Here is a 10695-nt window from a genome sequence, read left to right as displayed (position 1 = left end):
CACCCGCTACGACAAACTCGCCGTTCGCTACGAAGCCACCCTCACCATCGCCGCCATCAACCAATGGCTTCGCGCCCTACGAAACACGGCCTAGGTGCCGTGCTGGCCACGCTCTGGATCACCTCGATATCGATCGCCGCGCTTGGCGCCGGAATCCCACTGACCCTGCTCGCGACCGTACTGGTGCGCTGGTTTGCCGACCTGCATCGCCAGTGGGCCGCCGACCGGCTCGGCGAACCGGTGCCCGCGCGGCCCTATCAGCCGACGCCGGACGCCGGGTGGCCGGTGCGGCTCTGGACGATCCTGCGAGACCCGGCGACGTGGCGGGACTGGATCTGGTTGGTGGTCAACTCGATCACCATTTGGTTGAGTTGCGGACTGTCGCTGCTGTTCTTCATCTTCGGAGTCGTATACCTGACCTATCCGCTCATCTATCAGCTGACGCCTTCTCAGGTATTCCGCACTCCGATGGGGGAGGGCTTCCGGCTGCACAGCGTCGCGCAGTCGTTCGGGCTGGTACCGCTCGGTCCGGTTTTCCTTCTGCTCTGGTACGTCACTGCGGTGCGCCTCGCGAACCTCAACGCTCGGGTGATCCGCGCTCTGCTCGGCCCACCGAACAGGCGCGCCTGCGGGCCCGCGTCCAACAGTTGGCGGCCTCGCGAGCTGAGACCGTCGACACCCAGGCCGGTGAACTGCGCCGAATCGAACGCGACCTGCACGACGGCGCGCAGGCCCGGCTGGTGTCGCTGGGTATGAGCCTGGGCTTGGCCGAACAGTTACTGCCCAACGATCCGTAGGCCGTCCAGCAGTTGCTGGCCGAGGCCCGCGAGTCGACCTCCAGCGCCCTGACCGAGCTGCGCGACCTGGTACGAGGCATCCATCCGCCGGTACTGGCCGACCGTGGCCTGGACGGCGCACTCAAGGCCTTGGCCCTGGTCAATCCGATCCCGACCACGGTGGTGACCCGCCTACCCGGACGGCTGCCGGCCCCGATCGAGTCCGCGGCCTACTTCGCCGTCGCCGAGGCCTTGTCGAACGCCATCAAGCACGCCCAGGCCCAGCAGATCCGGATCACCGTGGAGTTCGCACCCCACCGGGGCGGCGCTGCCGGGGAACTGACGATGCTGGTATCCGACGACGGCCGTGGGGGTGCTTCGATCGATTCCGGCACCGGCCTGCGTGGCATCGTCCGTCGCCTGGCTGCCTTCGACGGCACGCTGACCGTTGACAGCCCGCCGGGCGGACCTACCGAGGTGAGGATGTCGCTGCCGTGCGTATCGTGATAGCCGAGGACCTCCCCCTGCTCCGCGAGGGCCTGATCAGGATCCTGCGGGCCAATTCATTCGAGGTCGTGGAAGCCGTTGACAACGGCCCCGCGCTGATCCGGTCGCTGACGACGCACCGCCCCGACGTCGCCATCGTCGACGTGCGGTTGCCGCCGACCTTCACCGACGAGGGGCTGCGTTCCGCGATCGAGGCCCGCCGCCAGATTCCAGGGCTGCCCATCATGGTGCTCTCGCAGTATGTCGAGCAGATCTACGCCAGGGAGCTGATGTCAGATCGCGCGGGCGCGGTGGGCTACCTGTTGAAGGACCGGGTTACGGACGTCGACCAATTCGTCGCCAGTGTCCGGCAGGTCGCTACCGGCAGCACCGTTATGGACCCCGACGTGGTGAGTGCGCTACTCACCCACCGCTCCACCGATCCTAAGCTCCTGGAGCTGAGCCCACGCGAGCATGAGGTCCTCACCCTGATGGCGCAGGGCCGCTCGAACGCTGCGATCGCCGCCCGGATGTTCGTCACCGAGAAAACCGTCAGCAAACACAGCAACAACATCTTCACCAAGCTCGGTCTCAAGCCCTCCGAGGACGACAACCGCCGCATCCTGGCGGTCCTCGCCTACCTGGAAGGCTGAGTCCTTGGCCTCTGCCCCACCATGAGTACGACCGAGGAACTGCCGAGCAACAAGGGCCGGTGGGGCGACGACGAAGAGCTGAGCACCCTGAATCTGATCACGGATGAACGCCACGGGCGGGCGTCGTGTACGGGTCTACCGCAGCGTTCGCAGCCGGAATCGTGACCCGAGGAGTGGTGCCCGACCTCGCGGCCGACGGCCCGGTACCGGCGGATCACGCGGTCACGTCGGAGGATCTTGAGGCCGCGGCGCCCGCAGTCCCGGTCGGCGCGGTGCTCGACGGTGAGCTGATCGTGTTCGAGCGCGGGAGGACAAACGTCGCCCCGTTGCAGCGGTGCGTCACCGCAGGACGCGGCCTCCTCCGCCTGGCCCGGGAATGCCCCGCTCATTACGTGCTCTTCGACCTGCTCGCCGACGCCGGCGGCGAGGTGCTCCTGCACCTGTCGCTGTCGGAGCGGCGGGCCCGGCTGGAGCGGGCCTCGCCGACCGCGCTGAGGTCCGCGACGCCGCGGCCGCGTGGACCGGACGGGGCAACACCGTCACCGCCCGCACGGACCGGGTGGACGTCGACGCGTAGCTGATCCGGCCCGACGGCTGCGTCGCCTGGGCCTTGCCCACCGCGCAGGATCTGGACACCACCGCGCTGGTGCGTGCGCTCGGCACCTGGTTCGGCCACCCGGCCTGAGCGGCGCATTAACGGTCGTCTCAGATTCGCTCGGTACGAAGTCGGCATCAGATGAGCGAACTAACCGTATGGAGGAAGCTAGTGATGGCAGTCAAGGCAGCGCCGCCCGGGGAAGCGCCGGCCGGTCGCTTGGCAGGCCGGTGGGTGCCATGGTTGGTGATCGGGTTGTGGGTGGCGCTGTCGGCGGTCATGGTGCCGCTGAGCGGGAAGTTGAGCTCGGTAACCACCGACAGAGCCGTGGACACCCTGCCGGCCAGCGCCGAGTCCACGAAGGTGGCGGTGCTGGAGGACAGCCTCCCCGGCGGTGAGGACAACACGTTCGTCTTCGTGTACCACCGTGCCGGCGGCATGACCGACGCCGACCGCGCGGCGGTCGAGCGCCACCACAACACCCTTGCCAAGCGGTACCCGCCGAAGGCGACGGCGGCGGGCGGCGAGGACGACGACGGCCCACCGACGAGACCCTCCACCGACGGCGAGGCGATGATGTTCACCCTCGACGTGAGCACGACCTACGGCGCACCGGAGACCATCGTCGGCCCATTGCGTGAGGCTGCGAAGGACCGCCCCGCCGGCCTGGAACTCGACGTGACCGGACCCGCTGCGGTCGACGGCGACATGGACGCCGTCTTCGACGGCATCGACCTGCAGGTCTTCCTCACCACCGTCGTCGTCGTCACGCTCCTGCTGATCCTCACCTACCGCAGCCCGGTGTTGTGGTTCATCCCGCTCATGGCTGTGGGCGCGGCCGCACTGACCGCGATGGCGACCGTCTACCTGCTCGTCAAGGGCTTCGGCATCGTGATCAACGACCAGAACTCGGCGCTGCTGACGATCCTGGTATTCGGCGTCGGTACGGACTACGCGCTGTTGCTCATCGCCCGGTACCGGGAGACACTGCACCACCACGAGAACGTCCGGGTCGCGATGGTCCACGCGTTACGCGGCGCGGCGCCGGCCATCGTCGCGTCCGCGGCCACCGTGATCGCTGGCCTGCTCTGCCTGCTCGTCGCCGACCTGAACAGCACCAGCGGGTTGGGCCCGATCGGCGCGGCCGGCATCCTGTGCGCGCTGGTGGCCATGCTGACGCTGTTCCCGGCGCTGCTCGTGGTGCTCGGCAGGCGGATCTTCTGGCCGGCGATCCCGCGGCTCAACACGGCCGTCCAGGAGAAGCCGGGGCTGTGGGGACGGCTCGGCACCGCCATCAGTCGCCGCCCGTGGGTGGCGACGCTCGGCTCGCTCGGAGTCCTCGGCGTGCTCGCCATCGGGCTGGCGGGCAACACCGGCGCCCTGCGGGAGCAGGACCAGTTCCTGTCCGCGCCGGAGTCGGTCACCGGCTTCACCGTCCTCCGCCAGCACTTCCCGGAGCTCGGCGGCCAGCCGATGACGATCTTCACGCGGCCGGCGCACCAGGAGCGGGTGCTCGACATCGTCCAGACCACTCGCGGTGTGGCCCTGGCCGTCGCGGGGCAGACCAGCGGAGGCTGGGCCGACATCTCCGTGTTCCCGACCGACGCGCCGGACACCGCCGCGGAGTATGACACGATCAAGCGGGTGCGTACCGCCGTGCACGCGGTGAACGGGGCGGAGGCGATCGTCGGCGGGCCGAGCGCGGAGAACCTCGACACCGAGGTCACCACCACCCGCGACGAGAAGCTGGTGATCCCGCTGGTGCTCACCGTCGTCCTGATCGTCCTCGGGCTACTGCTCCGAGCGATCGTGGCCCCGCTGGTCCTGATGGCGACCGTGATCGTCTCATTCGCCGCAGCCTTCGGCGGCAGCGTGTTCGTCTTCGACACGATCCTCGGGTTCAAGGGCGTCGACTATTCGGTGCCGCTGCTGGCATTCCTGTTCCTAGTGGCGCTCGGCATCGACTACAACATTTTCCTGGCCAGCCGGGCCCGGGAGGAGGCCGTGCGCCTCGGCACCAGAGAGGGCATGCTCAAAGCCCTCTCCGCCACCGGTGGCGTCATCACCTCGGCAGGCCTGGTCCTAGCGGCCACGTTCGCGGTCCTCGCCTCACTTCCGCTGGTGATGCTGATCGAGGTCGGGTTCCTGGTCGCCTTCGGCGTGCTGCTCGACGCCTTGCTGGTGCGGTCGGTCCTGGTGCCCGCCCTCACCCTGCTGATCGGCCGACGGATGTGGTGGCCGAGCCGGTTGTCCCGACCGGTGGAGCTGCCGGACGATCAACGGCCGCTCGTGGAGGGGCCCGCGCCGCAACGGTGAGCGCGGCGGCACAGTCGAGATCCGGGACGGGCAGAGCCCGTCCCGGATCTTTGTCATGGCCGCGGCCGTCGCCGTGTCCGCCGCCCTTGTCCTGCGCCGCCCGCTGCGGCGGGTCCTGGCACCGCGCACCGTGGCGGTCCCGGCGCCGTGCCGCAGCGGGTCAGCGCGCCACCGTGTCCACCCCCGCGGTGAGCCGCGTGATCCGAGCGGGCGGGGCGGCGGCCGGAAGGATGATCCGCAGCAGCGCGCCACCGCGTGCGGACCGGGCGACGGTGACCCGGCCGGCGTGGGCGTCGACGACCCGCTGCACGATCGACAACCCCAGACCTGATCCCGGCAGCGCCCGCGCGCTGTCGGCACGGTAGAACCGGTCGAACACCCGCGGTACGTCGGCGGCGTCGATGCCCGGCCCGGCGTCGTCGACCTCGAGGACCGCCGACGCGCCCTCGGCACGGAGCCGGACCTGGACCGGCTGGTCAGCGGGGGACCACTTGCCGGCGTTGTCGATGAGGTTGAGCACCGCCCGCTGGAGCGCAGCGGGACGCCCGCTCACCCACACAGAGGTCACGTCGAGCGCGACCTCGATGTCGGGCACGCGGGAACGCGCCCGGGTCGCGGCGGCCACCACCACGTCGGCGACATCGAGCAACTCGGTGCTCTCGTCGCTGACGTCGCCGCGCGCCAGGTCGGTCAGCTCGGCGGCAAGGGTGCTCAACTCGGCCACCTGGGCGCCGAGATCGGTGAGCAGCCGGGTCCGGCTCTCCGCCGGCAGTGCGCGGTCCAGGGTGCCGCGCCGATCGAGCCGGATCAGCAGCTCAACGTTGAGGCGCAGGCTGGTGAGCGGGGTCTTGAGTTCGTGGGCGGCGTCCTCGGCGAGCAGCCGCTGGGCCCGCCGGGAGTCGCGGAGCGCGGCGAGCATGTCGTTGATTGACTGGATCAGCCGCCGGATCTCCCCGCCGCCCTCGTCCGGGATGTCGGCGTCGAGGTCCCGGGTCTGCGCGACACGAACCGCGGCGGCAGTCAGCCGGTCGATCGGTGCCAGCCCGGTCCGCGCCACGGTCCGCCCGACAAGGGCGCCCCCGGCCACGCAGAGCAGTCCGATCAGCAGCATGCCCAACCCAAATCGGTTGATCGGGCTGTCGTCGCTGTTGCGGGCCACCTGGACCGCGCCGTCGCCCGCCCGCAGCGTGTAGATGAGGTAGCCGTCGTCGTCGCTGTCGTTCGACTCCATCAGGTCGGCCGACGCGCCCTGCGCCACGCGCCCGGCGTGCCCGCTGACGGGGGGCAGCGCGGGTTGGCCGGCCGGCGTCCGGGTCGAACCGTCGGGCAGGATGACCCGCACCAGCCGACCGGATCCGGGATACGGCGGTAGCTGGACCTGCGCCAGACCGGTGTGCTCCACGGTCGCCGCCAGGACGCGGGAGTCCGCGCGTAGCTGATTCTCGGCGTTGTCCTGCAGCTCCGAGTCCAGCAGCTCGCTGGCCACCTGGAAGGCCACGAACACGCTGACCGCGATGGCCGTCGCCGCGATCACCGTCAGCCTGGTCCGCAGGGACCGCCGGCGCCACCATCGGGTCAGCCGACGCGGTTCCCGGCCGGCGGGCCTGCTCACGGAGGAGTCTCCCGCAGCGTGTACCCCAAGCCGCGCAGCGTGTAAATCAATCGCGGCTCACCCTCGGCCTCCATCTTGCGGCGCAGATAGCTCACGTACACCTGAAGGTTGTTGGCGGTGGTGCTCATGTCGAAGCCCCAGATCGCCTCGAACAGCGCGTCGCGGGTCAACACCCGGGTCGCGTTGCGCACGAGAACCTGTAGCAGGGAGAACTCGGTCCGGGTCAGATACAGCGGCCGCCCACCCCGCCACGCCTCGAACCTGTCGGGATCGAGCCGGACGTCGGCGAACGACAGGATCTGCGACTCGTCGTCGCCCGGCGCGCGGCGGCGCAGCAGAGCCCGGACCCGGGCCAGCAACTCCTCGGTGGCGAACGGCTTGGGCAGGTAGTCGTCGGCGCCCGCGTCCAGCCCCGCGACCCGGTCGGAGACCTGATCCCGGGCGGTCAGCATCAGCACCGGCAGATCCCGACCCGCCGCCCGCAACCGCCGGCAGGTCTCCAACCCGCCGAGGCGGGGCATCATCACGTCGAGGATCAGCAGATCCGGCGCCGCGCCACCGATCCCGTCGAGCACGGCGAGACCGTTGGCGGCGGTGCTAGTGCCGTAACCCTCGACCTGAAGCACCCGCTCCAGCGACTCACGGATGGCCGCCTCGTCATCGGCGATCATGATCTGCACGCCGGCCTGCTCCCTCCAGTTGATGCTTTTGCGCTCATCCTCCCCGATCAACCTGAGGGCAGGATTAAACTGCAACGGCAGTAGGCGAATCGAGTCCGGCTCGTGTTCGTTGGTCTGCCTGTGACGGACGTTGATGTTGATCGGTGGCATGGGGAGTTGGACCGGCTGCATGCCCGGATCGGGCCTCGGTTTCGCCGGTCGGAACCACGGCTGCGGGTGCCTCGTACCTGTGCGGGCTGGTCTTGGGCTTGGGGCGCAAGAACGGCTGGACCCTGGCTGAGCAGGCCGGTGATGTGTCGCCGGACGGCATGCAGAGGTTGTTGCGGTGGGCGGACTGGGACGTCGACGCGACGGGACGTACGCCGAGGATGCGAGCACCCGCAGCTTCATTGTCAGTGAGTTCGCGGTGCTGGAGGACGGTCGGCGCGTGCTCCTGCGTGCGGATCGTGGGTTCACTGTCACCGCTAGATCAACCGGTGTCCCGGGTGGCGTCGTTGCGCTCGTCGAGACTCGGGAAAGCATCACGCAGCACGTCTTGAACGCCGTGCTTCCCGACGACGACGAGTGCGCGACGGAGCAGGAACATCCGTGGGCATGGCTGGTCGAGCTAGCTCGGGCTCGCGGCCTCGACGCGACTGCAGAAGACCTCCGGGATCTTCCCTATGAGGTGGATTTCAGCGACAAGATGACCCAATGGCTTACGCCTACGTGAGCTGGCCGCCTTCACCACGCCGGCCGTTGGGCATCAACTCCACCAGGAGAAGCGCTTCCGACGGGCGTCGGACAGCAGGATCACGATGCGAGCGCCGCTGTGACGACGACGGATGTGTGGGTTCGGGCTTTCGAAGCGGCTACTCCTACCCTTCTGTTCACCGATCCGCCGCGGCAGTAGGCGGCGGTCGTCCTTGCGAGGCTGTCGACGGACAAGGCGAAGGCCAGCGGGAGGAACAAGAGTCCCACGGGGGCGGCCGGAATACGGCGAACAGGGGCCGCGCGGGCGAACGACGCGTGCTCGATGCCCGGTTCGCTGACCCCAACCCTCGGTGCTCGGCACCAACACAAAAATCGGTGGCCTCGCCAACCCGTCCCGCCCTACCTTGCAACTGGACCTTCTTCTCCGACCCTCTCACGAGAGGACTTCACCCCGCGTGACGCCGCCTGCTCTTTAAACCTGACACCTTCCCCCGTGCATCGGTCGCCGACGTCGCCGTCGGCTCTTTTCCCATGCCTTCCGTCAGGTCTTCAGAGGGATCATGTCTACGCGTCCTCATATCGTTTCGTCCTGGGCCCTTCGGCGCACGCACCTTCCCCTGCTCGCGTTCCGCGGCGTCCACTGCCATTCCGGCCTCGCCAGCACCGGCGCCGGCAAGTTTCACGTCAATGCCAACGGCGAACTCCTCGACATCCTGCTGCTGGGCGCCTGCGTTTCCTGCGACCGCACCAGCACAAACGCGGTTCACGATCGCGTCCCGGTCCGGTACCTGGATCCGATCTTTCTGGAGGGCTACTCCAGCAACTCCTCCCGACGTGGGCCTGAGCTGGGGCGGCAGGCAAGGTGGCCTCGCACCGGACTGCATCATGCGGCGGTCCGCGCGCGGTCGCTGATGACCGGACGCGGACGAAGCTCAGGGCCGGGCCGATACCGGCGACGAACGTGAACGGCCGGGTGCATTCATCCGGTGCGGCTGCTGCGCTCAGCCGATCCGGCGGACCTGCTGCAGGCTGTCCGGCAGCTTCGGGCCGGCTGGGCGGAGACGATCAAGCGGCTGCGAGCGATGCCCAGGGGTTCGGAGCAGCAAGGGCTTCTTGGCTGGAAACCTCTTCGGCGGACCGAAGGCGTCAGCGCTGGCGCCCCCTGTGGAGGGGTAGGGCGGGCGTCCGCTCATGGCTCCCCTCTGTGTCAAGGAGGACAGCGTCGGGAGGGGAGTTCTAAGCTGGGTCTCGGCGGGTCCGGGAAGTGACTTCTCCGAAGAGCCGGCTTGGGGATGCGAGCCGGTCACGCTGGAGCCAGTAGTCGTTTCCCGTTGTCCTCCCGGGCCCGTCGCCGTGGCCGTCGTGGCGTCGTTGATCTGTCGGTAGACGATGTCGGACAGGCGTCGTTTCAGTGCGCGCATCGCTTCCATCGATGTCTTGCCGGCGGCCTTCTTGCGGTCGAAGTAGGCGCGGCCTTCGGTGGGGTTGCCTAGCTGGACGGTGGCCATGATCTGCCGGTTTCCGGCGCGGGAGAGCTGGTGGCGTATCTGTTCGCCGGAGGACGCGGCGATGGGGGCGGTGCCGTTCCAGGAGGAAAAGTGGGCCCGGTTGGGGAACCGGGTGATGCCACCGACTTCGACCGGCAGGCGGGCTGCGCCGGATGGTCCGACGCCGTGCGGGTCCATCAGCGTGGTGCCGGTGGACGCCACCAGTTCCTTGAGTTCCTTGTCGGCTTCCTTGGAGTGTTGGTAGATCCGTTCGAGGTCACTGATCAGCTCCGCGGCGACCCGGCGTCGGGCCTTGCCGACCGCGTCGCGGGGTCTGACCTTGGCCAGTAGTGCTTTGGCCTGGGCGGCGGACAGGCTCTTCTTCGCTCCACCGGGGATTAGTTCGAGCGGCAGTTGGTGCAGCTGGGAGACCATCCGGGTGTGGTCCTCGCCGAGGGAGCGGCGGCGGTCGACCAGGATCCGCAGCAGGGCGAGTTGTTCGTCGTTGACGACTGGGCGCAGGCCGGCCATGCGGGTGCCGACCAGGGCGATGGAGTGGGCGTCGGTGGCATCAGTCTTGCGGCCCTGGCCGGTGGCGAACACCCGTGCCCTGGCCGACAGCTTCGACGGAACGTCGAGGACCTGCTCGCCATCGGCCAGTAGCCGGTTGGCGATGTGCCGGCCGATGCCCTGGCAGCCCTCGATCACGGTCGCAGGTCAATGAAACAAGTAGCCGAGATGAGTGCGAACTCTATCCGGTATGTCCATGCGGGATTTGCTTCCTGACCCGGGCCTGCGTGCCAGGCGACCGCACTAGCCGGCGACGGTGCGCTGCGGCGGGCTTCGAGCGGGAAGTGATCGGTCGAGCTCGTGTCACGAGCTTCCGTCAGCCCCGAATGTCTCGGTGACCAACTGGGTGTCCATGTACTCACGGACCTCCTGGATGAGTCCGTCTTGGAATCGAAGGACCCAGCAGTAGTTGTTGTCGTACCTGCGACCGTCAGCCAACTCGTTACGTCCCGAGTGTTCCACCACCACGAAGTCGCCGTCACCGTGGATGCAGTGCACCTCAACTCGCGACGACGGGCTGAGCATTTCCCGCGTTCCTCCGAACAGCGTGTCCACCACCAGTTGCTTGCCGTCAAACGTTCGGGACCACTGACTGACCCCCATCCAGCGCCAGGTGACGTCCTCGGCCATCGCGTCGAAGAACGGCCCGACCCGGCCCCGCGACATCGAGCTCATGATGTCCCGCATGCGTTCCTTAGGATCCATGAGTTGATACGGTATCGGCCCGCACGGATCTGGCTCCCCTCTGTGTCAAGACACCGCTGGGAGGAGAGTTCTATCCTGGGTCTCGGCGGGTCCGGGAAGTGACTTCTCCGAAGAGCCGGCTT

Annotated in this window: 13 protein-coding genes and 1 pseudogene; 10 read left to right on the top strand and 4 right to left on the bottom strand. The window is 68.5% G+C overall.

Annotated features, from left to right (window positions below; genetic code table 11):
* The first annotated feature begins 99 nt into the window (after positions 1-99).
* The 7 genes from ACIBF8_RS31890 to ACIBF8_RS31860 all read left to right on the top strand — a co-directional run bounded on the left by ACIBF8_RS31890 (position 100) and on the right by ACIBF8_RS31860 (position 4826).
* Positions 100-756 carry a sensor domain-containing protein gene (locus ACIBF8_RS31890; RefSeq protein ID WP_396787622.1) on the top strand — a complete coding sequence of 219 codons (657 nt, stop codon included), beginning with the start codon at positions 100-102 and terminating at the stop codon, positions 754-756.
* Positions 738-797, top strand: a complete 60-nt coding sequence (locus ACIBF8_RS31885; protein ID WP_396787625.1) for a hypothetical protein — start codon at positions 738-740, stop codon at positions 795-797. The genes ACIBF8_RS31890 and ACIBF8_RS31885 overlap by 19 nt, the downstream gene beginning before the upstream one ends.
* 12 nt (positions 798-809) lie before the next feature.
* Positions 810-1283 carry a sensor histidine kinase gene (locus tag ACIBF8_RS31880; protein WP_396787621.1) on the top strand — a complete coding sequence of 158 codons (474 nt, stop codon included), beginning with the start codon at positions 810-812 and terminating at the stop codon, positions 1281-1283.
* Positions 1271-1915 (top strand): response regulator, encoded by a 645-nt coding sequence (locus tag ACIBF8_RS31875; RefSeq protein ID WP_396787620.1) that lies wholly within the window; start codon positions 1271-1273, stop codon positions 1913-1915. Before ACIBF8_RS31880 ends, ACIBF8_RS31875 begins: the two co-directional genes overlap by 13 nt.
* A gap of 161 nt (positions 1916-2076) precedes the next feature.
* Positions 2077-2496 (top strand): hypothetical protein, encoded by a 420-nt coding sequence (locus ACIBF8_RS31870; RefSeq protein ID WP_396787619.1) that lies wholly within the window; start codon positions 2077-2079, stop codon positions 2494-2496.
* Between the two features lie 29 nt (positions 2497-2525).
* A complete protein-coding gene (locus ACIBF8_RS31865) occupies positions 2526-2600 on the top strand; it encodes a hypothetical protein (protein ID WP_396787624.1) in 75 nt (24 codons plus the stop codon).
* A 156-nt stretch (positions 2601-2756) separates the two neighbouring features.
* Entirely contained in the window at positions 2757-4826 is a 2070-nt protein-coding gene (locus ACIBF8_RS31860) for an MMPL family transporter (protein ID WP_396787623.1), read from the top strand.
* 160 nt (positions 4827-4986) lie between these two features.
* Here ACIBF8_RS31860 and ACIBF8_RS31855 read toward each other — a convergent pair whose 3' ends face one another.
* On the bottom strand, positions 4987-6438 hold the full coding sequence (locus ACIBF8_RS31855; RefSeq protein WP_396787618.1) for an ATP-binding protein: 1452 nt from the start codon (positions 6436-6438) through the stop codon (positions 4987-4989).
* A complete protein-coding gene (locus ACIBF8_RS31850; RefSeq protein WP_308193612.1) occupies positions 6435-7118 on the bottom strand; it encodes a response regulator transcription factor in 684 nt (227 codons plus the stop codon). The genes ACIBF8_RS31855 and ACIBF8_RS31850 overlap by 4 nt, the downstream gene beginning before the upstream one ends.
* Before the next feature lie 120 nt (positions 7119-7238).
* Here ACIBF8_RS31850 and ACIBF8_RS31845 point away from each other — a divergent pair.
* The 3 genes and pseudogenes from ACIBF8_RS31845 to ACIBF8_RS31835 all read left to right on the top strand — a co-directional run.
* Positions 7239-7465, top strand: a pseudogene (locus tag ACIBF8_RS31845) (IS701 family transposase); the annotation flags it as partial.
* A complete protein-coding gene (locus ACIBF8_RS31840; RefSeq protein ID WP_396787626.1) occupies positions 7444-7830 on the top strand; it encodes a hypothetical protein in 387 nt (128 codons plus the stop codon). The pseudogene ACIBF8_RS31845 and the gene ACIBF8_RS31840, both read left to right, overlap by 22 nt.
* A gap of 541 nt (positions 7831-8371) precedes the next feature.
* Entirely contained in the window at positions 8372-8776 is a 405-nt protein-coding gene (locus ACIBF8_RS31835; RefSeq protein ID WP_396787617.1) for a DUF1062 domain-containing protein, read from the top strand.
* Between the two features lie 36 nt (positions 8777-8812).
* On the opposite strand, the gene ACIBF8_RS31830 is transcribed toward ACIBF8_RS31835, so the two are convergent.
* Both ACIBF8_RS31830 and ACIBF8_RS31825 read right to left on the bottom strand, forming a co-directional pair.
* Positions 8813-10006, bottom strand: a complete 1194-nt coding sequence (locus tag ACIBF8_RS31830) for a transposase (RefSeq protein WP_396787616.1) — start codon at positions 10004-10006, stop codon at positions 8813-8815.
* 165 nt (positions 10007-10171) lie between these two features.
* Positions 10172-10573: a nuclear transport factor 2 family protein gene (locus ACIBF8_RS31825; RefSeq protein WP_396787615.1), complete on the bottom strand. Its 402-nt coding sequence runs from the start codon at positions 10571-10573 to the stop codon at positions 10172-10174.
* Positions 10574-10695 lie beyond the last annotated feature (122 nt).

Origin of the sequence: Micromonospora sp. NPDC050276 (assembly GCF_044459545.1) — a bacterium.
Lineage (GTDB): Bacteria > Actinomycetota > Actinomycetes > Mycobacteriales > Micromonosporaceae > Micromonospora.
Note: the sequence above shows the minus strand (reverse complement) of the source record. Positions and strands in the feature narration are given on the sequence as shown.

Coding starts and splice junctions, on each gene's coding strand:
- ACIBF8_RS31835 (WP_396787617.1), top strand. CDS start 8,372: ATGTCTACGCGTCCTCATATCGTTTCGTCCTGGGCCCTTCGGCGCACG.
- ACIBF8_RS31825 (WP_396787615.1), bottom strand. CDS start 10,573: ATGGATCCTAAGGAACGCATGCGGGACATCATGAGCTCGATGTCGCGG.